The organism is Williamsia phyllosphaerae (assembly GCF_014635305.1).
Lineage (GTDB): Bacteria > Actinomycetota > Actinomycetes > Mycobacteriales > Mycobacteriaceae > Williamsia_A > Williamsia_A phyllosphaerae.
Map to the genome: position 1 here is coordinate 1322361 of NZ_BMCS01000001.1, position 24990 is coordinate 1347350.

24 protein-coding genes are annotated in these 24990 nt (G+C 66.4%); 11 read left to right on the plus strand and 13 right to left on the minus strand.

Features of this window, described 5'->3' with window-relative positions; translation table 11 throughout:
- The first annotated feature begins 105 nt into the window (after positions 1 to 105).
- The 6 genes from IEV93_RS06150 to IEV93_RS06175 all read left to right on the plus strand — a co-directional run bounded on the left by IEV93_RS06150 (position 106) and on the right by IEV93_RS06175 (position 5014).
- Positions 106 to 720, plus strand: coding sequence for a dihydrofolate reductase family protein (locus tag IEV93_RS06150; RefSeq protein WP_188487907.1), 615 nt, complete (start codon positions 106 to 108; stop codon positions 718 to 720).
- A gap of 94 nt (positions 721 to 814) precedes the next feature.
- Entirely contained in the window at positions 815 to 1429 is a 615-nt protein-coding gene (locus tag IEV93_RS06155; RefSeq protein WP_188487909.1) for a class I SAM-dependent methyltransferase, read from the plus strand.
- Positions 1430 to 1745: 316 nt separating this feature from the next.
- Positions 1746 to 2183, plus strand: a complete 438-nt coding sequence (locus tag IEV93_RS06160) for a hypothetical protein (protein WP_188487911.1) — start codon at positions 1746 to 1748, stop codon at positions 2181 to 2183.
- 9 nt (positions 2184 to 2192) lie between these two features.
- Positions 2193 to 2867: a DUF5819 family protein gene (locus tag IEV93_RS06165; RefSeq protein ID WP_188487913.1), complete on the plus strand. Its 675-nt coding sequence runs from the start codon at positions 2193 to 2195 to the stop codon at positions 2865 to 2867.
- The gene (locus tag IEV93_RS06170) at positions 2864 to 3943 is read left to right on the plus strand and encodes an HTTM domain-containing protein (RefSeq protein ID WP_188487915.1); all 1080 of its coding nucleotides are present in this window, start codon (positions 2864 to 2866) and stop codon (positions 3941 to 3943) included. The genes IEV93_RS06165 and IEV93_RS06170 overlap by 4 nt, the downstream gene beginning before the upstream one ends.
- Positions 3944 to 5014, plus strand: a complete 1071-nt coding sequence (locus IEV93_RS06175) for a serine hydrolase domain-containing protein (RefSeq protein ID WP_188487917.1) — start codon at positions 3944 to 3946, stop codon at positions 5012 to 5014.
- A 15-nt stretch (positions 5015 to 5029) separates the two neighbouring features.
- Here the strand turns inward: IEV93_RS06175 and IEV93_RS06180 are convergent, their stop codons facing one another.
- From IEV93_RS06180 to IEV93_RS06200, 5 genes are all read right to left on the minus strand, one after another.
- A complete protein-coding gene (locus IEV93_RS06180; protein WP_229704917.1) occupies positions 5030 to 5647 on the minus strand; it encodes a lipocalin family protein in 618 nt (205 codons plus the stop codon).
- A 17-nt stretch (positions 5648 to 5664) separates the two neighbouring features.
- Complete coding sequence (locus IEV93_RS06185; protein WP_188487921.1) at positions 5665 to 7041, minus strand: NADP-dependent succinic semialdehyde dehydrogenase; 1377 nt, start codon at positions 7039 to 7041, stop codon at positions 5665 to 5667.
- Positions 7041 to 7262 carry a hypothetical protein gene (locus IEV93_RS06190; protein WP_188487923.1) on the minus strand — a complete coding sequence of 74 codons (222 nt, stop codon included), beginning with the start codon at positions 7260 to 7262 and terminating at the stop codon, positions 7041 to 7043. The genes IEV93_RS06185 and IEV93_RS06190 overlap by 1 nt, the downstream gene beginning before the upstream one ends.
- Positions 7263 to 7363: 101 nt before the next feature.
- A complete protein-coding gene (locus IEV93_RS06195) occupies positions 7364 to 9046 on the minus strand; it encodes a DUF7800 domain-containing protein (protein WP_188487925.1) in 1683 nt (560 codons plus the stop codon).
- Between the two features lie 47 nt (positions 9047 to 9093).
- Positions 9094 to 11433 carry an acetyl-CoA acetyltransferase gene (locus IEV93_RS06200; RefSeq protein ID WP_229704918.1) on the minus strand — a complete coding sequence of 780 codons (2340 nt, stop codon included), beginning with the start codon at positions 11431 to 11433 and terminating at the stop codon, positions 9094 to 9096.
- A 142-nt stretch (positions 11434 to 11575) separates the two neighbouring features.
- Here IEV93_RS06200 and nadB point away from each other — a divergent pair, with 142 nt between their 5' ends.
- Positions 11576 to 13171: an L-aspartate oxidase gene (gene nadB / locus IEV93_RS06205; RefSeq protein ID WP_188487927.1), complete on the plus strand. Its 1596-nt coding sequence runs from the start codon at positions 11576 to 11578 to the stop codon at positions 13169 to 13171.
- On the opposite strand, the gene IEV93_RS06210 is transcribed toward nadB, so the two are convergent.
- Both IEV93_RS06210 and IEV93_RS06215 read right to left on the minus strand, forming a co-directional pair.
- Positions 13158 to 14240, minus strand: coding sequence for a ferredoxin--NADP reductase (locus IEV93_RS06210; protein WP_188487929.1), 1083 nt, complete (start codon positions 14238 to 14240; stop codon positions 13158 to 13160). The two genes, nadB and IEV93_RS06210, sit on opposite strands and share 14 nt — an antisense overlap.
- Position 14241: 1 nt before the next feature.
- Positions 14242 to 15189: a ferritin-like domain-containing protein gene (locus IEV93_RS06215; RefSeq protein WP_229704919.1), complete on the minus strand. Its 948-nt coding sequence runs from the start codon at positions 15187 to 15189 to the stop codon at positions 14242 to 14244.
- 507 nt (positions 15190 to 15696) lie between these two features.
- On the opposite strand from IEV93_RS06215, the gene IEV93_RS06220 reads away from it, so the two are divergent.
- The gene (locus IEV93_RS06220) at positions 15697 to 16668 is read left to right on the plus strand and encodes a hypothetical protein (protein WP_188490608.1); all 972 of its coding nucleotides are present in this window, start codon (positions 15697 to 15699) and stop codon (positions 16666 to 16668) included.
- A 369-nt stretch (positions 16669 to 17037) separates the two neighbouring features.
- Here the strand turns inward: IEV93_RS06220 and IEV93_RS06225 are convergent, their stop codons facing one another.
- From IEV93_RS06225 to IEV93_RS06245, 5 genes are all read right to left on the minus strand, one after another.
- Positions 17038 to 18018 carry an SMI1/KNR4 family protein gene (locus tag IEV93_RS06225; RefSeq protein ID WP_188487931.1) on the minus strand — a complete coding sequence of 327 codons (981 nt, stop codon included), beginning with the start codon at positions 18016 to 18018 and terminating at the stop codon, positions 17038 to 17040.
- Positions 18019 to 18079: 61 nt separating this feature from the next.
- Positions 18080 to 19399 (minus strand): hypothetical protein, encoded by a 1320-nt coding sequence (locus tag IEV93_RS06230; protein ID WP_229704920.1) that lies wholly within the window; start codon positions 19397 to 19399, stop codon positions 18080 to 18082.
- 286 nt (positions 19400 to 19685) lie between these two features.
- Positions 19686 to 20462: a hypothetical protein gene (locus tag IEV93_RS06235; RefSeq protein WP_188487935.1), complete on the minus strand. Its 777-nt coding sequence runs from the start codon at positions 20460 to 20462 to the stop codon at positions 19686 to 19688.
- Between the two features lie 104 nt (positions 20463 to 20566).
- The gene (locus tag IEV93_RS06240; protein ID WP_188487937.1) at positions 20567 to 21097 is read right to left on the minus strand and encodes a pyridoxamine 5'-phosphate oxidase family protein; all 531 of its coding nucleotides are present in this window, start codon (positions 21095 to 21097) and stop codon (positions 20567 to 20569) included.
- 49 nt (positions 21098 to 21146) lie between these two features.
- Complete coding sequence (locus IEV93_RS06245; RefSeq protein ID WP_188487939.1) at positions 21147 to 22079, minus strand: hypothetical protein; 933 nt, start codon at positions 22077 to 22079, stop codon at positions 21147 to 21149.
- A gap of 235 nt (positions 22080 to 22314) precedes the next feature.
- On the opposite strand from IEV93_RS06245, the gene IEV93_RS06250 reads away from it, so the two are divergent.
- The gene (locus IEV93_RS06250) at positions 22315 to 23457 is read left to right on the plus strand and encodes an acyl-CoA dehydrogenase family protein (protein ID WP_188487941.1); all 1143 of its coding nucleotides are present in this window, start codon (positions 22315 to 22317) and stop codon (positions 23455 to 23457) included.
- On the opposite strand, the gene IEV93_RS06255 is transcribed toward IEV93_RS06250, so the two are convergent.
- Entirely contained in the window at positions 23454 to 23954 is a 501-nt protein-coding gene (locus IEV93_RS06255) for a winged helix-turn-helix transcriptional regulator (protein ID WP_188487943.1), read from the minus strand. The two genes, IEV93_RS06250 and IEV93_RS06255, sit on opposite strands and share 4 nt — an antisense overlap.
- A gap of 126 nt (positions 23955 to 24080) precedes the next feature.
- On the opposite strand from IEV93_RS06255, the gene IEV93_RS06260 reads away from it, so the two are divergent.
- On the plus strand, positions 24081 to 24773 hold the full coding sequence (locus IEV93_RS06260) for a HemK2/MTQ2 family protein methyltransferase (protein WP_268237455.1): 693 nt from the start codon (positions 24081 to 24083) through the stop codon (positions 24771 to 24773).
- Entirely contained in the window at positions 24770 to 24970 is a 201-nt protein-coding gene (locus IEV93_RS06265; protein WP_188487945.1) for a CDGSH iron-sulfur domain-containing protein, read from the plus strand. Before IEV93_RS06260 ends, IEV93_RS06265 begins: the two co-directional genes overlap by 4 nt.
- The last annotated feature ends 20 nt before the right edge of the window (positions 24971 to 24990 follow it).

A 24990-nucleotide genomic window follows, 5' to 3' on the forward strand; every position in this document is an offset into this window, starting at 1 on the left:
CAGCGGTGGGAGCCGTCCCAACGCCATGCGATGATTTTTGTCGTCCTGCGCAGTCTGTCGAGTCAGCACCACACAATGGTCTTCACGGAGCGGAGGGGAGAACGCATGACCAGAACGAACCTGTCCATGTCGATATCGGCCGACGGATACATCGCCGGGCCGTCGCAGAGTGAGGACAACCCGCTGGGGATCGGCGGCCACGCGCTGCACACGTGGCACATCGGACCCGCCGCAGAGCATCCGGTCAACCGCCAGGTGATGTCGGACATGATGGACGGTATGGGCGCGACCATCATGGGCCGCAACATGTTCGGCCCGGTCCGCGGCGAGTGGGGTGACTCGGACTGGCGGGGCTGGTGGGGGGATGAGCCGCCGTACCACTGCCCGGTGTTCGTGCTGACCCATCACGCGCACGAGCCGATCGAGATGGCCGGCGGGACCACCTTCTTCTTCGTCACCGACGGTATCGAGGCGGCGTACGACCAAGCCGTCTCCGCCGCGTCGGACCGTCCGATCTCCATCGCCGGTGGTGCATCGTGCGCCCGCCAGGCGATCGCGGCGGGGATCGTCGACGAGATCGACCTGCAAATGAGTCCGCAGCTGCTGGGTTCCGGGGAACGGTTGTTCGACGGATTCGCGCCGGGTCGCCCGGCGATGGAGCTGGTCCGAGTGCTCGAGGCGCCGGGTGTCGCGCACCTGCGCTATCGCGTGATGCGCTAGCCCCCCGGGGGGGCCGGATATGGCCGAGGCGACTTCATAGGATGGGAGATCGTGAGGCCGCCGATCTGCCTCACCAGTGACGAGGAGATGTCGCATGGGCATGCAGGACCTGATCCGGGTTGTCGACGACGCGCGGGGCCGCGGATGGACGATCGAGGGGTCCGTCAGTGACGAGCAGATCGCCTTTCTGGAGAACTTGACACGCACGTCCTCGGCTCGCGATGTCGCGGAGATCGGGTTCAACGCCGGGTTCTCGAGCTTTGCGTTTCTCAGCGCCGCCCACGATGCCCGGGTGACATCGTTCGATCTGGTCGAGCACGAGTACGTGACCATGGCCAAGGAGTTCATGGACAACGAGTTCCCGGGACGGCATACCCTCGTCCCCGGTGACTCCCGCGAGACCGTCCCTCGGTTCGTCGAGCAGGGTCGGAACCTCCCGTTCGATCTGATCTTCATCGACGGCGGGCACACCTACGAGGTCGCGACAGCCGACATCCGCAACATGCGCGCGTGCGCCGACGAGAACACCATCGTCGTGTTCGACGACCTCCTGCCGCACAAGCCGTGGGGTCCTGACCCCGTTCGTGCCTGGGGTGACGCCATCGCCGACGGCCTGGTCGTGCAGACGGGCCTGTACGCCGACGGTGTCGAGGTCGACGAGGTGGGCCCGGAGGCCCGTCGCGGCTGGGCGGTCGGTCGCTACCTCTGATCGAAGCGGACTATTGGGGCATACGGCCCGAATCAGACGCGGATCTGCCTTGCGGCCAACGCCTTTCGATCCCGCAGGGTGAAACCTTACCCTTGCAAATAATCGCGGCCTGATCTAGTTTCAGTGCACGCGCCCCTCACGGGGTTCCCGGTCTCCGTCCCAGACGAGCCGGACGACGCGGATTGCTGCATCGATTGTTGTGCGTACCCGAGCCCGGGTGCGCAATCTCTCGCACACGGGTCCCGCGTCGGCGCACGGATCCACTTCTCGAAATGTGTTGTGAGAGAACCATTCAACGAGTAGGAGAGGTCCGACCATGAATTCTCGAATCAGAATGACCGCGGTGGCCACGGCCGTGGCTGCAGTCGCTGCTGTCGTCGGCGGCCAGGCGGTGGCCAGTGCCGCCCCGGCCACCACGACCACGTCGTCGTCGTCGACCGAGTCGGCGGCGCCGAGTTCACCGAGCGCGGAGGTCCTGGGCGACGGCACCGTCGCGCAGCCGAGGTTCTTCCATGACATCGCCAACGACGTCGTCGCCGGCGTCACCGGTGCGGTGGGCGGCAAAGCCGTCGAGACCGCGGTGAAGGTGACCGCGAAAGCCGTCACCGCCGTCAAGTCGTCGAGCTCGGAGTCCTCCTCGAGCTCGGAGTCGAGCAGCTCGTCGTCGTCGAGCGCGGGCAACGCACGCATCTACGACTCGCTGAGCGTGTCGAGCGACCCGCTGGACGCTCAGTTCGACGTACCGACGAGCTGATCTGACCCTGTGACCGATCAGGACTCGACGGAGAAGGTGGGCCGCGGCCCCAAAGCCGTGGTCTGCCTTCTCCTTCTGTGCGCTGCGATCTACGTCGTCTGTGCCGTCGTGGTCGACATGCCGTCGTCGCCGGTGCAGACGCGCGTCGCGGTACCGGCGAACAAGGTCATTCACCCGGTGTTCGACCAGGACTGGCAGCTCTTCGCCCCCACTCCGGCCACCTCCAACAGCCTGATCAAGGTGACCGCGGTGACGGAGAGAGGTGGGACGCGAACGACCCAGGCGCCGTTCGACATAGAGGCCCCACTGGAGAAAGCGGCGATAGCGAATCCGGTGGTCCCCACCAAGCTGGCCGGGCTGAGTCTCGCCGCCAACGAGGAGTGGAACACCTACCGCACCAAGCTGCAGGCGATCAAGAGCACGGTGGCGCCGCAGAATCGACAGGCCGCGATCGCCGAGCTCGATCACCAGTACCGCTTCACCTACGACAGCCTCGACCGCGCCGCGTCGTACTACGCCCACGCCCGGTTCCCAGGAACTCAGATCGTCAAGGTGCGCGTGACGTTCTACAAGCAGGACATGGTGCCGTTCTCCCGACGAAACGACCACCCGGTCATGCCGGTCAAGCCATTGCTGCAGACCTCGTGGCTGCCCTATATCGCCGACATCGACGGTGGATCATGACACTCGACACATCAACATCGCTGCGCCACAGAGCTGTTTGTTCGATCGACGTGGTCGACCGGTGGTTGCTGCGGGTCGGTACCACCGAGCATCGACTGATCGGTCTGTCGATCCTGCGCTTGATCGTCGGGGTCTGCGGTGTGGAGTACTACGTGTCCGACCTGGGACACCGCGACATGCTGTGGGGTCCGAACGCCTACATCTCCATCGCCGACGCACGGGGCACTCTCCCGGAACCATTGACCTCCCTGTACTTCTGGTCGCACTCCGAGGTGTGGTTCAACGCGGTGTTCTTCGTCGGCCTCGCCGTGGCGGCGTTGTTCACCGTCTACGGCGGACGCGGCCTGACGTTCGTGCACCTGATCTTCATGTGGTCCATCTACGACCGCAACCAGGACGTCCTCGAGGGCGGCGACAACCTCGTGCGCATCATTCTGATCTTCATGGTGTTCGCCGTGACCAATCGCTACCTGACCCCGCGATCGAAGACATCGCGACAACGCGTTTCCGCGCCCGCGCCCGCGACGCGCCCGCAGTTGCGGTACCTGTCGACATCCGCCCACAACATCGCCGCCACCCTCATCGTCTTCCAGGTCGTGGTCGTCTACGCCGTCGCCGGGTACTACAAGCTCACCGGATCGATGTGGAACACCGGCGTCGCGGCGTACTACGTCAGCCACATCAACCAGTTCACGATGTTCGGTCTGTACCCGAGCGCGATGAACAACCTGTGGCTCGGATGGTTCGTCAGCACGTTCACCATCGTCGTCGAGTGTGCGGTTCCGTTCGTCATCTTCACCCGGCGTCGATGGCTCCGCGAGATGGTCGTCGCAGGCCTCGAATCGATGCACGTCGGGATCATCGTGTGCATGGGACTGGTCGCGTTCGGACTCATAATGATCGGCGCCGACTTCACCCTGCTCAAGGACAGTGACTACCGCTACCTCGGGGCACGGGTGCGACGGATACGGCAACGACGCCGCCGTGCCGCCACCGGGACACCGGTCGCCGACGAGACGACTGCGCAGGAGCGTCCCAAGGTCCTTGCGCACGCGACCGCGACGGTGGCCCGCTAGATGTCGGTGGCGTCCGCGATCTACGAGAACGTCACGGGTGCAGTCAGCCTCGTGGTGGCCATCGTGATCTTGTCACGTCTGCTGCTGTGGTTGCGGGCCCACGCGCACCGGCCGGCGACTGCCACGGGCGACCGCGAACTCGCCGGCCTGCTCGACACCCTCGTCACCCACCGCACGCATCGACTCGCCGTGATCGTCGCCGAGGAAGGTCGGTCTCCGCGAACCGCGGTCGTCGACGCGTCCGCGGACGACCGTTTCGAACTCGGCTCCCTGAGCAAGGTCGTGACCGGACTGATGATCGCGGATGGCATCGATCGCGGGGAACTGACCCTCGCCACCCGCCTCGACTCGCTCGTCGACGGCATCTCACCGTCGCTGAGCGACATCACCGTGGCCCGGTTGGTCACGCACACATCGGGTCTCCCGCGACTGCCGTCGACTCCGGCGATGACCCTGCGGGCGCTCGCCCACGGCCTGTTCCTGACCAACCCCTACGCGCGCATGTCGGAGCAGCGGGTGCTGACCGACGCGGCGCGGTCGCGACGTGGCCGGGTGGGGGAGTCGCTGTACTCCAACCTCGGGGCATCCGTCGCCGGGATCACCGTGGCTGCTGCGCAGGGTGTCTCGTACGCAGAGCTGGTGCAGAACCGGTTGTTCACCCCGATCGGGATGACCGCCACGTCGGCGTCGTCGGCGGGAGCGCCCGCACCGCGCGGTTGGCACGGCGGCCGACGTGCGGCACGGTGGCGGATGGACGGGTACGCACCGGCCGGTGGGGTGGTATCGACACCGGCGGACATCGCGCGGCTGGCCCAGGCCATCGCCGACCGGACCGCCCCCGGCATCGACACCTCAGTCGAACCTGTCGGCGCAGGTCACGGGATCTTCTGGGTGCTCGGCGGCGACCGCGGTGGGGTCTGGCACAACGGTGAGACCGGCGGGTACTCGAGCTATCTGAGGCTCGAGGTCACTCCCGTGCGGCGGGTGGTCGTTGTCGTCGCGGATTCGATCCCGGCCGATGAACAACAACGCATCGCCGAGAAGATCGGCGATGCGTTGTCGGTCAGGTGATGCTCGTGTGTGCGGTCAGCGCACGGTGCACAAGGGCTGGATGTTCTTGTACGCACCGTCGATCGGGGTCGTGATGAAGAAGCACGGGTTGTAGCCGCGCGAGGAGATCACGTTCTTGATCGAGCGCCACTGCGACGAGTTGACTCCCTTGTCGCGCTTGAGGACGAAGCCCGACAGGCGATCCGGACTGCCGACCAGTGCCCACGAGTAATCCGGGGCGATGTAGGTGACGATGTAGTTCGTCGGTCCGGACTTGTTGGACTGGAACGGAACGCCCGGGAAGCTGACGTGCAGCTGCGCCTTGGTCCGCTGGTCGTTGACGCGGGCGTTGCCGTTGATCCCGCTGCGCTGCCCGGTGAACTTGGTGCAGCTGTTCTCCACCTTGACGTTGTTCGGGTCAAGCAGCGTGTAGCGCGCCTGGGTGTTGCGCAGGCAGTCGAGGTTGAACGGCTGCGGGATCGCCGCGACCTGGTTCCAGACGCCCATGTAGCGCGCGACGTCGAGCTTCGCGATCGGCTTGAGCGGGCCGGGGGCCGCCGAGGCGGTCGCCGATCCGGCGACCAGAGCGATGACCGCCGCGACCGCGGCCAGTAGCGACAACGCAATCGGACTGCGCTTACGGGTGGTGCTCACAGTGCTTCTCCTCCAGGTCATCCGGCGATCCAAACGGTCTTGACATTACAGAACTCCCGGATGCCGAACTTCGTCAGCTCACGCCCGTGACCGCTGTTCTTGATGCCGCCGAACGAGATCTCCGGGTACGACGCCGTCATCCCGTTGACGAACACCTGCCCGGCGTCGAGACCGTTGACGAACATCTCGATCTCCGAGTCGTCGGTGGTCCACACGTTCGACCCGAGACCGAAGTCGGTGTCGTTGGCGATGCGCAGGGCGTCGTCGGTGTCGGTGGCGCGGTACAGCGAAGCCACCGGTCCGAAGACCTCCTCGCCGTAGATGTCCATCTCGGTGGTGATCTCACTGATCACCGTGGGCGGATAGAACCACCCCGGACCGTCGGGAACAGTCCCGCCGGTCAGCACCTTCGCGCCCTTGGCGACCGCGTCCTCGACGAGTTCCACCACGTCGGTGCGACCCTGCTCGGTCGCCAGCGGACCGATGTCGGTGTCGTCGGCCGTCGGATCGCCGACCTTCTGCGCCGCCATCTCGCGGACGAAGTGCTCCGCGAACTCGTCGTAGACATCGGTGTGGACGATGAACCGCTTGGCTGCGATGCACGACTGCCCGTTGTTCTGGCAGCGCGCTGTGGTGGCGGTCTTCGCTGCGGCCGCGAGGTCTGCCGAGGGCAGCACCACGAACGGATCCGAGCCACCGAGTTCGAGGACGACCTTCTTCAGTTCGCTGCCCGCGATCTCACCGATGGAACGTCCCGCGCCCTCACTGCCGGTCAGAGTGGCTGCGGCGACGCGCTTGTCGCGCAGGATCTTCTCCACCTGCTTCGAGGAGATGATCAACGTCTGGAACACCCCGTCGGGCAACCCCGCCCGACGGAACAGGTCCTCGAGGTAGAGCGCGGTCTGGGGGACGTTCGACGCGTGCTTGAGCAGCCCCACGTTGCCGGCCATCAAACCGGGGGCGGCGAACCGGATGACCTGCCACAGCGGGAAGTTCCACGGCATGACCGCGAGGATCACCCCGAGTGGCTGGAAACGGTGGAACGCCCGCGAGGCGTTCACCGCCCCGGCGTCGGCGATGTCGTCGGCCAGCATCTCCGGAGCGTGCTCGGCGTAGTACCGCAGCCCCTTCGCGCACTTCGCGATCTCGGCCTTCGCCGCGGTCAGGGTCTTGCCCATCTCCGCGGTCATGGTCGCCGCCAACGATTCGCTGTCCTCGTCGAGGATGTCGGCCGCGCGGCGTAAACCGGCGGCGCGCTCGTCCAGCGAGGTGAGGCGGTAGCTGCGCGCTGCCTCCGCCGCGATCGCGATCTTGTCCGCGACCGCGTCGTCGGTGAGCTGCTCGAACGTCCCGATCGTCTCCCCGGTGGCCGGGTTGGTGGCGTCGACGGACATCAGTTGGACGGTCCGTCCGAATCGTCGATGGACGTCGAGTCGTCGGTGCCCTCGGAATCGTCGACGAACGCCCAGTCACCGTCGTGGTTCACCTCGAGGCGCCAGCCGAGCTCGGTGTTGTCCTGCGTCTCCTTGAACCACGAGTACGCGTCGTCCGCGGCATCGAAGTCCTTGGTGCCCACGGTGTCGCCGGTGGGGTTGATCACGCGATATTCGGCCATGAGATCTCCTGACGGTTGTGCACGAACCCGGGTCTGGAGTCAGTGGTGGATGAAGCGCTTTCCACCCTACTGACCGTCTCGCAGGCCGTGTCGGGCGAGGATCAGCGAGTCAGTTCCCCGGTGTGGGTCTGCGACAGTCGCTGCGACCGGTCGGGGGCGACGAAGGCGTGCTCCACCCGGATCAGCAGGCGTTCGCCGGTGATGGTCAACGACATCACCCCGTTGTCGAACCACGGGCCCGCCGTGGCCCGCCAACTCATCGGCGTCTCCGGTACGTGCGCGCGCCGGGACAGGCGACGCATCAGACCGACCATCGGCTTGCGGATCGCGATGCGGTTGACCACACGGATCGGCCGCTCCAGCGGGTTGCGGAACGGCGACATCGTCAGTTGGTAGAGCGCGGTCTGCGGTGTCGACTTCTCGGTCAACTGTGCTTCCGCCACATAGGAACAGTGCACGTCACCGGAGAGCCACACCACCGATGCCGGCGGGGTGGGTCGGGCGGTGAGTTCGGAGACGAGTCCGGCCATGTCCCGGAAGGAGTTGTCGAACGCGGCCCAGTGCTCGAGGTCGAGCTCCAGCCGCAGCTTCTCGCCGACCTTCGCCGCGCGGGGACCCCAGGCCCCCTGCGCAACGGCCTCGTTCCACTGTTCGAGGTGGTGCAGCGCCGGGAGCATCAGGTAGGGCAGCGAGGTGCCGAACAGGATGTGCCGCGCGTCCGTCTCGAGCGTGACCGTGCGCAACCACTCCCACTCGGGCACGTCGAGCATCGCGCGATGTTCCGGGGTCAGGTCTCGCGAACAGCGGGAGTCGATCATGATCAGGCGCGTGTGGCCGAGGTCGCGCACGTAGCTCCACCGGGTCGAGTCGGGTTCGGCGTCGGCACGCAGCGAGAAGTCGGCGAGGATCTTCTCCCGCGCGACGTCGTCGGGTGCCTCGCGGACGGCCGCATAGACCGGGTCGACGGCGAGTTCGGTGGGCGAGAGGTTGCCCAGATGTTGATAGATCCAATACGACGTGAACGCGCCCACCACGCGCCGCGGCCACCAGTCGGTGGCGGTGACGGTCCGTCGCCAGTCGGCCGAGGAGTTCCAGTCATCGCGCAAGTCGTGGTCGTCGAGGATCATGCAGCTCGGGACGCTCGCCATGAGCGCGCGAACCTTCGGCGTGCCCCAGGACTCCCGGTAGAGCCACGTGTACTCCTCGAAGTCGCAGATCTCGTCCGCGACCTCGTCGCCGAGTGCGGCGGTCGTCTCCGGGTTCGCGGCCCGATGCCGGTGGAGTTGCGCGAGGATCTCCGGCGACGGGTCGTCGGCGTAGACCTGGTCGCCGAGCAGCAGCAACAGATCCGGCCAGTGGGCGGGCGCCTCGGTACGGACCCGACGCGCCAGCCCGACGAGCGCGTCGGCGCCGATGCGCTGCAGGGACTCGTCGTCGTAGGTGTCGCCACGACGACACGAACCGAACGAGATCGCCACGTCACCGTCGGGATCGGCGGTGCGGAAGACCGCGCGGACGTCCTCGGGCGGCCAGCAGCTCGCGCTGGCGGAGTCGGCGCGCAGTTCGACCCGGTAGTCGACGAGGGAGGCTGCGGGCAGGTCGTCGAGGACGACGATCGCGAAGTGGTGTCCACCGATGCCCCACGTCGGCTCGCTACCGGTGGACCCGGTGGATGTCGAGACCTCCACCGTGCACGCCCGGTCGGTCTCGACCCAGACCGTGGCCTGGTGGGTGTCGACGTAGCGCAGGATCGGACCGAGTACCAGGTCAGGGGAATTGCTCACCCCCACACGTTTCCATCGAATCGGTCATCGCGCCACAAAACGGGCGATCACCGGTTCCGGAAGTGCGGCGCACGCCCCTCGGTATGTGCCCGCAATCCCTCCAGGGTGTCGGCGTGGACCATCAACTCGTCGTCGATCGGTGACGGGTCGGTGTCGTCGGATGCCATGAACGACAGAGCTGCCCGTGCCGCGATGGGTGATCGGGACGTGATGGCCGCGGCCATCTCACGCGCCATGTCGAGAACGGTGCCCGCGGGAGCGACGCGTGAGATGAGCCCGGCGGCCGCGGCCGCGGACGCGTCGAGGCGGCGACCGGTCAGGATCATGTCGTGCGCCAGGGCGCGGCCGACCACGTCGGGCAGCCGACCGAGCGTCTCGAGGCCCGGCGCCAATCCGACCCCGGTCTCCGGCAGCGCGAATGATGCGTTCTCGTCGGCGATCGCGAGATGGCAGGACACGACCATGTCGATGGCCGCACCCTCGGCTCGACCGTTGATCGCGGCGATGACCGGCTTCGACAGGTGGCGTCGACCGCCCAACCCGGCGAACCCGTTGATCGGTCGCGTGATCTGCATGGACGATCCGACACCGTCGAGATCGATTCCGACACTGAAGCACTCGGTCCCGGCGCCGGTAAGGATCGCGACCCGGAGGTCGTCGTCGGCGCAGAAGGCCCCGATGATCTCGTCGAGGTCCCGCTGGGTGGTGGCGTCGACCGCATTGTCGGAGGAGGGCCGGTCAATCGTCACCTCCAGGACGTGGCCGTGGCGTGCCAGCCGCAGACCCTCGTAGCGATCACGGAAGACCGGTACGGCCCGGGGCAGCAACCGGTCCATGCTCGGCCGGTCGGTCGCGACCCGATTGCCGGCATCGACGGCGCGCGCGTGGATCCGTTGTCCGATCGGCTCGGCGTCTCCGGTCAGCAGGTCGGGCAACGCGGCGTCGCCATGGACGGGAGTGGCGACGAACCGCGCACCGTTGTCGAGTCGGCCGATGACGACTGCGGTACGGGATCCGTTGCGATCGAACGCAACCGAATACGACTCGATCGTGGCGGGGCCATCGGCGCGGTAGGCGAACGGCACGGTCGGCACCCGGTCGAGGTCCGCCTGTACCGAGGCGCTCGTGCTCGGTCGCCACGGCGTCGGGGTCGTCGAGTAGATCGCCACCGAGTGTTTGCTGAGGATGCCGCCGTTGGCCGCGACCATCCCGAACGAACCGGGATCGGCACGCGCGCGGCGGGCGATCTCGACGATCGCGTGCATCGAGTAGTTGTTGCCCGGGCCGCCGAAGAACGGCAACCCGCCCGTGACCGTGAGACCGCGCGGGTCGTCAGGCGCCAGGCCGAGGCCGTCGCACAGGTTGAACACCGGGACTGCGAAACAGCTGTAGAGGTCCATGGCGGCCAACTGTTCGAGGCTCACGTCGGCCATCGCGAGGGCCTCACGGACCGCGGCGACCGCGGCCGGACTCGAGCCGAGATCGGGTCGGGTGTTCAGACCGTGTTCGGTGAGGTCGGCGTGTCCGTGCACGAACACCCACCGGCCCTCCGGAACGCCCAGTGCGCGCGCCCGGCCCAGCGACATGATGACCACCGCCGCAGCCTGATTCACCTGATCACGAGCAATGAGGTACCGGGGATAGGCGTCGGTGATCCGACGATTGCGGTCGGTGACCGTGACGAGTTCCTCGGCGTCGCGTTCCACCGGCGCAGCCGCATGTGGGTTGACCGCGGCCACTGCGGAGAACGGGGCGAAGAGCCTGCCCATCATCGCGAGGTACTCGCCCCGGGTCACGCCGAGACGGGCGCGGCGTGCGTTCTCCAGGATCGAGTACTGCGTCGGCGGGGTGGTGAGGTCGTGCAGCGCGGACTGCGCTGACGTCAGCCCGCGGATACCGAATCCGCGGTCGTCGAGGGACCCGCCGACGTACTCGGTGAAATCGGGCGGTGAGTCCGTCCCCGCGAGATATCGGGTGGTGGAGATGACCTCGGCGCCGAACGAGACGGCGACCTCGCTCGTGCCCGAGGCGATGGCCGCGCACAGCTCGGTCACCGAGTGCTGCGGACTCTGCCCGCCGGTGACATCGAGGATCGCACGCGACGGATCGGCACCGATGCGTGCGGCCACCGCACGTGGCACGTTGTCGGCGGATCCGAGCGCGGCGTGTGAGTAGGGGCTGGAGTCATCGAAGGCCCGCATGGCCGCCATGGTGTCGATCGCCGACGCGACGACATCGGATGGCACGCCGGTGTCGGAGAGGGCGGCGCGTACGGCATCGGCCGCGAGGTCGGCGGCGGATCGGGCGCGATAGTCGTCGTCGGTGATCCGTTCCGACACCTGCGCCACGCCGACGATGACCGGCGTCCGGAGATCGAGTTCATCCACGCCGATCAGTGAACAACACTCCCGACCAAGCGCTTGATCGGGCAGTGGGCAACGGCGCTCCGGGTGTGTGGATCGCAGCGAGAGCTATGCTGAATCGACGTTTTCGACTCACAGGCGAAAACCGGGCGCGACGGAGGTCGTGATGGATGAGATACGGACCGACCTAGTGGTGGTGGGCGCGGGCGTGGCGGGCCTCACTGCGGCGATCAGTGCCGCGGAGGCGGGCCTGCAGGTCACCGTGATCAACAAGGGGCGTCCGTGGCGTCTCGGGGTCGCGTCCGACACCGCCACCCAGTACGCCCAGGGCGGCATCGCCGTCGTCGATCCGACCTCGGCAGTCGACCCCGACGACGGGGTGGACTCCGTCGCCCGCCACCTCGCCGACACCCTCGTGGCCGGTGCGGGCCACTCGGACCCGGTGGCCGCGCGCGCGATCCTCGCCGACGGTTACGACGCCGTCGCCGCGCTGATCGGGTGGGGCGCGCACTTCGACACCGACATCGACGGCCGTCTGTTGCGCACGCGCGAGGGCGGACACGGCGTCCGGCGGATCATCCACGCCGGGGGTGATGCGACCGGGGCGCAGGTGCAGCGTGCCCTCGGGGTCGCGGTGCGTCGGTGGATCGACGCCGGTCGGGTCCGCGTCGTCGACGACAGCATCGTGACGTCCATCCTGATGTCGCAGGGGCGCGCGGTCGGTGTGGCGGTGCGTGACGCCGACGGCCGTGTCGCCCACATCACCGGGTCGTCGGTCCTGCTCGCCACCGGCGGTCTCGGCCACCTCTACGCCGCGACCACGAACCCCGCAGGCAGCACCGGCGACGGCATCGCGTTGGCACTCTGCGTCGGTGCGGAGGTGTCGGATCTCGAGTTCATCCAGTTCCATCCGACGATGCTGTATTCACCTGGCGCCCGTGGTCGGCGGACGCTCATCAGTGAGGCCGTCCGCGGCGAGGGCGCTGTGCTCGTCGACTCGTCGGGACGTTCGATCATGGACGGCGTGCACCCGCTGCGCGATCTCGCACCGCGTGATGTGGTGGCGCGTGCCGTGCATTCCGCGAAGGCCGAGCGCGGCGAGCCGTGCGTCTACCTCGACGCCCGCGGGGTCCCCGACGTCGCCGAGCGGTTCCCGACCGTGACCGCGGGGGTGCGTGCGATCGGCATCGACCCACAGCGGCAGCTGATCCCGGTGGTGCCCGGGGCGCATTACCTGTGCGGCGGGGTGGTCACCGACATCGACGGGCGCACCTCGATCGACGGTCTGCTCGCGGCCGGCGAGGTGGCGCGGACCGGACTGCATGGCGCCAACCGGCTCGCGTCGAACAGCCTGCTCGAGGGTTTGGTGATGGGGCGACGTGCCGCGGTCACCGCGGAAACCGCAGTGCGAGCAGGTATCTCCGTCACTGACCGGGTCGCGTCGTCGGACACCGACGTGCGTCCGGTGGTGTCGCGGTCGCTGCTACAGGATGCCATGTCCGCCTCCGCCGCGGTGGTCCGTGACGCATCGGGACTGGGGCGACTCAACGATCTGATCGACTCCGCCCCGATCCGCCGGATCCGATCGATCCGCGACGTCGAGGACGCGAACCTGACCGCGGTGGCGGCGGCGGTCGTCCACGCCGCGGTGCGACGGGAGGGATCGCTGGGTTGCCACTTCCGGTCGGATGATCTCGTGTCAGAGGCTGGGCCGGAGAACGGGTTCCACGCGACGAATCGGCTCGCGGTCAGTCGTACGTGATGGCGATGACGTCGGAGACCGGCGTCGACTGACACGCCAGACGTGCGCCGCGGCGGAGGTCGAAGTCGTCGAGGGTGTCGTTCACCCGCATCTCCACCTCACCCTCGGTGAGGATGTATTCGCAACCACCGCAGTTGCCCTCGCGGCACACGTAGGGCGCCTCGATGCCGTTGTCCAGCAGGGCGTCGAGCAGGAATGCGTCGCGCGGCCACGCCACCTCGTGGGTCTCACCCTCGATGTCGACGGTGACCCGGACCCCGTCCTCCGGCGGGGCGGACCGGGCCGCAGGGGTCGCGGTCGTCGTTGCTGCTGCAGCCGAGAACGGGTTCGTGGTCAGCGAATAGAACAGCTCCCGATGGATCTGCGTCGACGGCAGGCCGGCGGCGTCCAGGGCCGCGTGTGCGACATCCATGAAGGGCGTCGGACCGCACAGGTACGCGACCCGGTTCGCACCGTCACCGGCCACCAGCGGGGTCAACTCGGCTGCGGTCGGCAGCCCCCGCTCGGACTCGAGCCAGTGTCGGACGACGAATCTCTCCGGGTACGCGTCCTGCAACTCCGCGATGGCCGCGGCGAAGATGACCGACTGCTCGTCGCGATTGGCGTAGATCAGCGTCACGGCGTTGTCGTGGGTCATCAACGCGGTCTTGATGATCGACATCGCGGGCGTGATCCCACTGCCGGCGGCCACGACCACGAAGTCGTCGGTCCACTCGCGAGGCGTGAAGGCGCCGGTCGGGGGGATGATGTCGACGCTCATGCCCGGGGTGGCGTGGTCGATCAACCAGTTCGACACCTGGCCGCCGGGAACCCGTTTGACGGTGATGGCCGGGTGCGGATCGTGACCGGGTGCACTCGACAGCGAGTAGCAGCGCGGTGCCATACCGTCGGGCAGTTGTGCACCCACGGTGATGAACTGACCTGGGCGGTAGCTGAATCCGTCGTCGGGAGCCTCGAACACCACCGACGCGGCGTCGGCGGTCTCCCGGATCACCTCGCGGACCTGGAGTTGCAGCCGGCCGGACGTGCGCGACGGCGCGTCGCCGGCCGACTCGGGGGAGGGGCCCACGTCAGGCGGTCGGCTCGTAGGTGAGTTCCTTCGACCAGGTGGGGCTCGAGTTGAGCGTGCGCGTCGGGTAGTGCTTGCTGATCTTCACCAGACGGTCGGCGAGAAGATGGTAGGGGTGATTGCGGTCGATCACCATGTCGCCGTGCCACTGGATGAAGCGGTACATGGGAACTCGGAGAGCCGCGGGATTGCGCTGCCCGACCTTCTTGAAACGCTTCATCGCGCTGTAGAGGCGCTCTTCGTCGACACCCATGGTGACGATGTTGTCGCGCATCTTGTTCAGCAGCGGGATGTACCGCAGGGTCCCGATGATCAGCGACGGGTTCATCCATGCGCCGACGGTGTCGACGAGCAGCTTGCGCATCGTCGAGTTGCCGAGCAGCTCGATCACCGCGAAATCGACAGCGAGATGGCGGGATTCGTCGGCATTGATGTGCTTGAACGCCTCCTGGCAGATCGGGTCGTGGATCTCGTCCATGATGAACTTGACCAGGGCGCCGTCGAGGGCGACCTCGAGCATCGGGATCACGGTGCCCAGCACGCTGAGGCTCAGCCCGTCGGCGTGCTTGTCGAGCCAGTCGATGATCAGCTTGACGTTGACGTTCGGCTCGGGCATCTCGTCGCCGTCGAGCATCCCCCACCGACGCATGAGCGCGAGTTCGGCGTTGGCGTGCTTCTGCTCCTCGGCGTGGAAGTAGGTGTAGATCTCACGGAGCGTGTCGGTCGGGGCCTTCTTCGCCATCGCCGCGAACCCGCGGGCGCCGACGTTCTCGATCCACATCAGGTCCGACATGAAGGGCTTGAGCCGATCCCACAGCTCCGGGTCGATCATCTCGGCGCCGGGGGCGTCCCAGTCGATGTCGGCCAAAGACCACTGCTTGTCCTTGATCTTCGACAGCATCGCGTCGAAGTCGAACGTGGTCGGTGAAGTCGTGGTCGGTGCAGACATCTGGGGTCTCCTGTTCCGTGTGCACAGGGCGCGGATCGCGCCCGTCGTGCAGATCCCGGTTGATTGGGGCAGCGCGGCCGTCGTGGTGCAACCGGCGCGTGCGGTGTCCCCAACAGTGTCACCCTGCATTGTCACAGTTGTCAATGGCGCGCCAGGTCTGCCGCGCACGGACGCTTGGTTGAGATCCCTCTGCACGAACCCTCCGAGGGGCGAATCGGCCGTGCGGCCCCTGCGTAGCCCCATCGCTTCTTTGCGAGGTTGCACGTCTCAACACCGACTGAAGACGCTGGTTGGGGGCAACAGGTGTGAACGCGAGTTGTGAGATAGCGTCGGCAAGTCGTTACTTCTCCGCCGATACGGGGCTCGAAACCGTTCGTATTCGGACACGCCGCCAATATTGTGGCTTGACCGCCAGATATCGGGATAGATCACAATGCTGCGGTCGCCTTGAACAAATGGTGGACACCCGTTCGTGTCGTGCATCGTGGCGCTTGGTGGGTGTTCGTTGTGGTCACCCTGGTTGTGGGGAGTGTTCGATGGGTTGGATTCGGCTCGTTTACCGAGGTGAGCTATCACGGCTCGTACAAGCCGCTGAACGGCGTCGAGATGAGCAAGGCGTACGCCACTTCATTGAACATCAGCTACGACGTCGCCGGGGGGAGACCCAACTGGCTCACCGCGCTGTCGCTGATTGCTTTTGTGGCCGTAATGCTGGCTGCGATGTTTGAAGCGGTGGTCGTTCGACACCGCGTCCGCAGCGCGGTCACGGTGGCGGGTCCCCTTGTGGCCTTGCTTGTTGTTGCCCTCTCGCTCAATGCACGCCAAGCAAGAAGTGCGCACTCACTGGCACAAAGCCGGCGCATCACCTGCACGGCGTCTGCACGTTTTTCCGATAGCGTCCAGGCGGTGATCGACGCCGAGCAGCCCGCCCGACCCGTACCTCGGTGGTGGCGGATCTGGCAAGGACCCACACTGGGGATCCTCACTGGCGCAGCGTGCGTGACGATCCTCTGGGCTTCGGTTACTCCCGTGATCACTCTGATCTACAGCATTTTAGCGTTCTGGGCGTTGGTGATCATCGGTGTCGCATGGCTGGCTTTCACTGTCATCGGGTGGTTTCTGTATCGCACGGCCCGACGCAGTCTGATCGCACCTGCATTGGTCGTGGCCACCGCGGTGCTGGTGGTGTTTTCTGTCCCGTTCCGTGTTGGGTTCGCGGTGTCGGAGAACCGACTGGCCGACTCCGCGGCGACCTGTTCACCGTCGGCCGGACACTCCAGGATCGGTGTCTACAGCGTTCGACGGGTCGCGGTGATCGGCGAATCGGGATGCCAGTTCTACACCAGCGGCGGCTTCCTCGACGACGTCGGCGTCGTCTACCTGCCCGATGGTCCATCGGATGCGATCCGGGCGCGGTTCGAGTCGATCGATTTCAGTCACATCTCCGGTGACTGGTACCGGTTCTCCGCGGGCTGGTGAACGCCGCCGGCATCATCGTGCGCCACGATGGTCGCCAGCGCAGTCAAGTTGGCTGATCAGTTGATACGAGCTAGGACGGACCATCCGTCGTCGACAAGGGATCGAAGCTCAGGGTCGGAGTAGCCGCCTACTTTCGCGCCGTATCCATCGTCGGCGAGCTGTGCGGTAGCGATTGATCCGAGTTTGTCTGCCAGCGTGTTTTCGCAGGCAAGGGCTGTCGGGTAGACGGGTGTGGACGTATGGGGGCTAAATGTGGCTGATCCCTGAAGAACCTCGCTGCATATGGCTGTCATCTGTCCGTCCGCCTGCGTCTCAGACCGCGAATGTGCCCGCAGTACTTGCTGTGTCGCCAGTGTCCAGGTGGCACGGTCAGTCGGTGGTGATGGTGAACCCGCCGGGTGGGTGTTCGTGGACGATGACGCGGTCGCCGTCTCCGGTCACGATGACGAGAAAGATTGCCGGTACGCCGTCGATGATGGTGAACCAGTTGGCTGTGATGCCTTGGCGGCGGGGGAGTCGTTGGTAGACCGTGTTTCCGCCGTCAATGGTGGCCGTGGGGTGTACCCGGCGGGCGACCGCGGCGACGGATGCGCCGACTGCTTCGAGGTCGACGCAGTCATCGTCAGGTCCGACCTCGGAGGGCAGGAAGTCGATCAGCGGGAACGGTAGGTGGAGAGGTGTTGAGGGCGGGACTGCCGGCGGTTTGGCGCTGAGGGGTAGCGCGATGGTCGCATTCCACGTCAGCGTGCCGTGATAGGCCTCATCGTCCTCGTGCACGAACCAGGGGTGCCACGGCTCGACTAGGACGGAGTCGGTCACGACGCTGCGACGGATGTCGGCGAGCATCTCAGCGATGGAGTCCCAGATGGGTTCGCTGCTGGTGTCGCCGTCGTCGCGGGCCCATTCGCGGATGCACCCGGAGTGCGGTCCGGGTCGGGTGTCGACGAAGTAGTAATTGGAGTCCAACCCGCCGATCGGTATGTACGACGGCAACCAGCACCACGCGGTCGCCCCAGCCTGCGAGTCGCGGGCGTTGTCGCGGACCCACTGATTGTCGGCAAGCTCGTGTTGGCCGTACTCGACCATTGTCTGATATTCGCTGACGAGATGGTCCACGGAAAAGATCCACGACATCGGCAGCAACTCACCGTGGAACCGTCCCCGGTTGTCGGGGTCTTGGCCGTTGTGCAATCTGTAGAACTCACGCAGCTGTTCGGGCCACACCGCTTCGGTGGCCGCTTCGGCGGCGGCGAGGTCGGCGGCTGGTGCCGGCGGCAAAAACGTCAACGCCCGATCAGACAACGAATCGAGAGCTGCCATGAGTTCGGTCCACTCGCTGCTGACACTCATCTCATTGCCCCTCGGTACTCGAACTGACCAGCTACTTCGTCAACTACTGCGAGCGCTGGCGTCACGGCTGGCTGGTGGTGTCGTCGCGGGGCAAGTTGGGGAACGCGGCGCGCAACCGGTCATACAGCTCGGTGCTGTGGTCGGGTTTGAAGGTGAAGTGGGTGTGGCTCAATGCTTCCATCGCCGCTCGTCGCGGATCGGGATCACTCGCTGAGAACACTGCGGGGATCGCGGCGTAGGGCGATCCTGGACCCCACCCCGATCCGCCCTCTGTGCGTTCGATGTCGATTTCGGTCTCGAGCCGATCAAACGCATCACGGTGATCGGTGAACACACCACCCGCCGGCCGTTGCGCATCGAGGTCGTCGAGCGCGGTAGATACCCACGCTCGGTGCGCCAGCCGTGCCTGCTCGCACGCGGCCCGCGCGCACCATGCCGCCGCGGCGCGAGCGGTGCTGTCATCGGCGGCAAGGATTCCGACCACCACATCGCGGGCAGCGACCAGCAACTCACGCCCGGCGTTGTAGGAGTTCACCTCCGGCAGTGGGGGACCACCACCCCAGGCATCCCACTGACGTTGACGCACAGCATCGGCATAGCCGGCGCGCTGCACGCTCTCGACCGACCCGTCGGCATGGAATATGGTGTCCCACCGCTCGATATCGCTGATGTCGACGTCGGCGACAAGTAGGGCGGCGTAGTACTCGTCCTCATCGATGCTGCCTGGCCGAATGTAGGGGAGCGCTGACGAGTCGTCCTCGAGACGACCGACTGACGCCAGGATGACGGTGTCAGACGCCACCAGTTCGGAGGCGAGGAGCTCCGATGGCTGCCACCGCTTACTTCCCACAAGCGGGGCTCCGTCATCGGGCCACATCTGGATGCGCCAGGCATCGCTCGGCATGCCGTCAAGGTTGAAACCCCGACCGCTGATCCGAGCGATGTAACGGTCTGGAGCGACGGCGCAGTTGACGCTTTCAGTGCTCGACGCGAGCTGCACCACCCCGCTTGCACCCACCTCGAGTCGCTGCTCACACACCTGATCCCACAGATGGTGGTCGTCGCGCGGTCGCGCCTGCTCCAGCACCACCTGCACGGGCATCTCCGGGCTGCTGTCGTGAGGGTTGAGCACCACCACGGTATGACCGTCCCCGGCGGCAACCCCATCAACCTCAGCTTCATCAATCAGCTGTTGCACACCTCTGGACTGCTCTGGGCCACCGCGAAGAAAGAACCGGCCACCATTCATCGGCACCGTTAACCGCACGGCAGACAACGGCTCACCCATCTGCGACATCAACGCCTCCACACCGGGGAACGTGGCCGACGACGTTGCGCCGCCGCGGCAGTACCTAGAGGCGACAACGTCGTCGCTGAGCATTTGCCGAAGGCACACAACCACATCAGCTGATCCTAGACATGTGAGCGAATGCTGCTGACCCGTTTCTCATCGTCGTGGATTGGCATGGCCTTGGTGTCGAGCAAGCTGTGGCTGAACTCGTTCCACTTGAAATGGTGACAGTTTCGACGGACCCGAGTCAGCTCTTCCCAGCCTGTTGATCGCTTGTTCGCCAAGGCGCCTTGGGGTCAGCGAGCGTATCGAGCATCAGCTGGACACCACAGGTGAGGTGAACTCGAGCTAATCATTCGAGGCACACCGGCGGGGTTCAGCCACCGAGGCAGATGTAGCCGTCGCCCTCGCGTGCGGATGGATCGGGCCGATACTCGGAGCACTTCTGAATCTGGTTGGGCGGCACGGTGAAGTCGACGAGTTGTGGGCAGACGTTCTTGATCGCTGAATAGATCTGGTATTCCGACGCCAGCCGCTGACCGTCGTCGCGGCTCAGGCTGCGGCTGCGTTCCCAGACTGCCTTGGTGCCGTCGTCGGCGATCGTGATGCACGTTTCGCGGCCCAGCGATGCGACGTGTCCGCGAAGCTTCCGCAGCTCCAGGCCTGAGTACAGGGCGCCGTCAATGGTGGACAGACCGCAGACGTCAGCGGCGAACCGCGCATCTGCCCCGGGGGTGATGTCGGCAAGTATTTGTGGCGCGCTCGCCCATCGCTCGCTCCGCTGTGCGTCGGACCCGGCGTCTGTTGGGAACGACCCTTCAGGATGCGCGTTGCGCTGGTCGGCGAAGATGGTCCGCCAATCAGCGAGGTAATCGTCAAGGGTGATGTTAGGCAGCGTTGCATCGATACAGCGGGCGGCCGGGTTCTTCTCGACGCCGATCGGTGGTGCTGTGAAATATCGGACCTTCGGTGTCGCACTCGACGTGGCGGGCGTCGCCGCTGGAGTTCGGCGCGGATCGACCGCTCGTACCGAGCAGCCGGCGACTAGTACAACGACAGCGACCACGACCGCCGCGACTTCCATGGCGACGAGACGGCGGCTTGGCATCACGCGATTGTCGCAACATCGACAGACGCGTCGCGAGGGCGCCACGCCTCCGAGGTTGTCAGCGGGAGCCAAACGGTGTCCTTACGCAGGGTGGTGACCGGCGATGAGCACGGTACGGCCCGTCTCGGACAGAGGCCCGGCGATATCTTTCAGTGTTTGACGACGACGCGCTCGGGGGCGCCGGGCGTCCACACGGTGACCTCCATGCGGTCCGGGGTGTCGTCTCCGCTGACGATCGCGACCGAGGATGCCCCGGTGATCTCGGCCGAGTAGAAGTGGTCGAACGTCTGGCCCCGGAGGTCGAGCCCGATGTCGTCGAAGATCATCTGCGCGAAGCGCTGGTGCAGAGCGGGATCGGGCACGTCGACGACGCGCCCGAACAGCTTCGCGTCGCCCTCGGAGACCTGGCTGTCGACGGTGGCCGTGTGCAGACAGAACCTCCGATCGCGACCGAGGTCCCAGAACTTCGTGGTGTCGGGCATGCCCACGATCCACAGCCTGCCCTCGAACTCGCGCGGCTCGACCGGGCTGATGCGCGGGGAACCGTCGGCACGCACGGTCGCCATCATGACCAGGTTGCCCGCGGCGGCGTGCCGTCGGCGGAAGACGGCCGACACGGTGGGCGCGGCGTCGACGAACTCGTCCCATGACACAGCGGGACCCGGAACCGAATCGGACATGGGACAGAGGGTAGGACCGACGGCCGACATCCGGGAAGAGGCCGCGGGACTACTGGTAGCTGATGAAGTCCGGTGGCGGTTGCAGGCCGAGCACCTGCGCGGGACTCATCAACGGCTTGTCCTGCGTGTAGAAGAGCTTGAACCCCGAGTGCAGTCGCGGGTTCGTCAGCGCTCGGTACTTCGTGGTCTTGTCCGGGATGGACCCGAACCCGTCGGTGTGGCTGATGACGGCGAGCTCCGGGGGCGAGGCGAGAGCGTCGCGGTCGGTGATCATGTCCGGCGTGAACTGGTGCAACAGCACCGGCTTCTGAGGGAGCGCTCGGCGTCGCGTCAGGTCCGCCAGCCAGGACGTGACCGTGTTGATCTCGGCCGCGCTGACCGTCCCGATCTCCTGGCCGGGGACGGCGCCCGCGGGCATGCGCCACTCGGCGTCGAGGGCCAGCCCCACATCGGGTTGGGCCAGCAGCGGCTCCCACCGCCGCGTCTGGCTCAGGAAGTCGCACCGACCCGGCTGGACGTCGAGGACGAGCATCTGGCGGTGTGCGCGAGCAGCACGCAGGTACCGCCATCCGTCGTCGATGTCGGTCGCATGGGCGAAGCACCCGTCCGGGCCCGGCGACGGATCGGCGATGGTCACGATCAGCTCCATCACGGGCAGGACCGGCCGGTCCGGTCGCGCATAGGTGTCGGCCTGCTGGTCGAGGCGGCGGGCGGCCTGATCCGGAGTACCGAGACCGAGCGCGCCCAGCCCGCCGCCGTCGGCGGCACCGTAGAGAGCGACCATCCGGAAGCGGGGGAACACGGTGCGTCCGCCTCGGGGCAGCTCCACCGGGCGCGCAGCGACGGGCGAGGCGGACGGCGACGACGAGGTCAACCCATCGGCACTGTTCGGCCGGCTCGGCGACGTCCCACAGGCGCCCGCCAGGAGTGCGATGGTCACGACGAGGACCACGAGGACCGACCGCTGATCCCACCGACGCATCGCGGACCGCCCCCCCCTGTGACTTCATTGCTCACGAACTCGTTCGTTCCGATCTGTGAGTCACCCTAAGGGCCGCCCCGACGCGCGCCGACGAGGGTGGTCGCGAGACATCGAGGACAGGCCGGGCAAACCTGAAACGATTGTCAGAAACTGTGTCAACGGCGTACCGTGAGGCGGACAGAGCGAGCGCTCGGTGCAGCCGCGCCCGCAGCCACGATGTGAAGGTGATCCAACGATGAAGCGTCTGATCTTCGAGTCCGAGCACGAGCAGTTGCGCGCCTCCGCCAAGGCGTTCGTCGAGCGCGAGATCGCTCCGTACGCAGAGACGTGGGAACGCGACGGCATCATCGACCGCGAGGCCTTCAAGAAGGCGGGCGAGGCCGGACTGGTCGGCTTCTACATGCCGGAGGAGTTCGGCGGATCCGACATCGACGACTTCCGCTTCAACGCCGTCGTCATCGAGGAGATGGCCAAGTTCGGTTCGCGCGCTCCGGCGTTCACGTTGCAGAACGACGTCATCGGCCCCTACCTCAAGAAGCTGTGCACCGACGAGCAGAAGGAACGCTGGCTCCCCGGCTTCGCCTCCGGCGAGATCATCGGTGCGATCGCGATGACCGAGCCCGGCGCGGGCAGCGACCTCGCCGGCATCAAGACCTCCGCGGTCCTCGACGGCGACCACTGGGTTCTCAACGGCGCCAAGACCTTCATCTCGTGCGGCATCAACGCCGACCTCGTCATCGTGGTCACCCGCACCGATCCCGAGGCGGGACACAAGGGCTTCACCCTCCTCGGTGTCGAGCGTGGGATGGAGGGTTTCGAGCGTGGTCGCAACCTCGACAAGCTCGGCCAGCACGCCCAGGACACCGCAGAACTGTCCTTCACCAACGTCCGCGTGCCCGCCGCCAACGTCATCGGCGAGGTCAACAAGGGCTTCTACCACCTGATGCACAACCTGCCGTCCGAGCGACTCGCGATCGGTGTCGGCGCAGTGGCCGGCGCCCGCAAGGCGTTCGAGGACACGCTGGTCTACGTCTCCGAGCGCAAGGCGTTCGGCCAGTCGGTCGGCTCGTTCCAGGCCAACCGCCACAAGATCGCCGAGATCGCCACCGAACTCGACATCGCCCAGGCCTTCGTCGACCGCTGCATCCAGGGTGCCGTCGACGGTGAGCTGACCGCTGTCGATGCGTCGAAGGCGAAGTGGTGGTGCACCGAACTGGCCAAGCGCATCGTCGACACCTGCCTCCAACTGCACGGCGGATACGGCTACATGGCCGAGTACCCGATCTCGCGCATCTACGCCGACGTCCGGATCGAGACGATCTACGGCGGCACCACCGAGATCATGAAGGACATCATCGGCCGCGACCTCGGGTTCTAGAGGATCGTCTCCGGGGCGTCGGACTCCGGCGCCACCCTGATCCGCACCCCGTCGAGTGGCACCGCGGCCGTCTCGGTCGACGTCACGGACACCCGCAGCGGTTCGCCGTCGGCGTCGGCCACGACCTGTAGTGGTGCCCCGTCGGGCTGTAGGTACTTGTCGCCCCACTGCATCAGGCCCAGGACGACGGGCAGCATGTCGGTGCCCTTCTCGGTGAGCAGGTACTCGAAGCGGGTGCGCCGGCCCGGCTGTTGGTACGGGGATTTCGTCAGCAGTCCGTGCGCCACCAGTTCGCGTAGTCGGGTGGAGGCGGCTGCATCGGTGATGCCGACCCGTCGGGCGAAGCCGTCGAAACGGGTTGTGCCGTAGTACGCCTCACGTAGGATCAACAGGGCGGTCCGGGTTCCGACCACTTCGAGTGCCCGGACGATCGAACAACGGTCGCCGGGCTCCCACGAGTCCAGTCGCGCCAACGGTCCGTCCATGATTGCGTGCATCGCTCCACCGTACTCGCTGACTTTCGTGAATCTGAGTCAGCAGTGTGGCAGAGTGGAGACGATCGACCAACCACGTTGAGCCATCAGCAGGTACGGAAAATTCCCCACTACTGATGGGTGGTCCCTGTGACGCTCTCCGCATCCCCGATCTCGTCGGACATCACGACCAGCGACAAGGTCTATGCGCCGCAAGAGGATTCGTTTCTCTTGATCGAGCAGATGACGACACTCCCCGGCGGACTCGTCGGCAAGACAGTGCTCGATTTCTGTACCGGCAGCGGTGTCGTCGCCATCGCGGCGGCGTCCTCCGGAGCCGATGCCGTCACCGCTGTCGACCTGTGTCCCGACGCGGCGCAATGCGCTCACGACAACGCCGTTGCGGCCGGTCTCGACATCGACGTGGTGGTGGGCTCGTTCGCCGAGGCGTTGGCAGCCGGACCGTACGACGTGGTGGTGTCCAACCCGCCCTACGTTCCAGCTCCCGCGATACAGGATCAGTCGATCCGATTGACCGGTCCCACTCAGGCCTGGGACGCCAGTGTCGACGGTCGGCTCGTCCTCGACCCGTTGTGCGCTGCCGCACCAGATCTGTTGTTCACCAACGGAACCCTGCTGATCGTGCAGTCGGAGTATTCGGGAACCCGACAGACGGTGGACGCGCTGCGTCGCGTCGGTCTGCACGTCGACGTGATCGCCGAGCAGCGCGTCGAATTCGGCCCGGTGATGAAATCGCGAGCCACGTGGATGTGGGAGCAGGGCCTGATGGACGAGGGCTGCCACGAGGAGACACTGGTCGTGATCATGGCGACGAAGCGATGAGCGACGGCGACCGTCGCGCCGTGCGCGTGGTGGCGGGTGGGCCGATCATGGTCCAGGGCCCGGTGGACATCGAGATGCCCGACGGATCCACCGTGACCTCGGACCGGTTCATGGTCGCCATCTGCGCCTGTCGGCGCAGCAAGACCTATCCGCTGTGCGACACCAGTCACCGCAAGCGGGCGCGCACGGTCGACTGAGGTCGCAGGGCCGCCGCGGG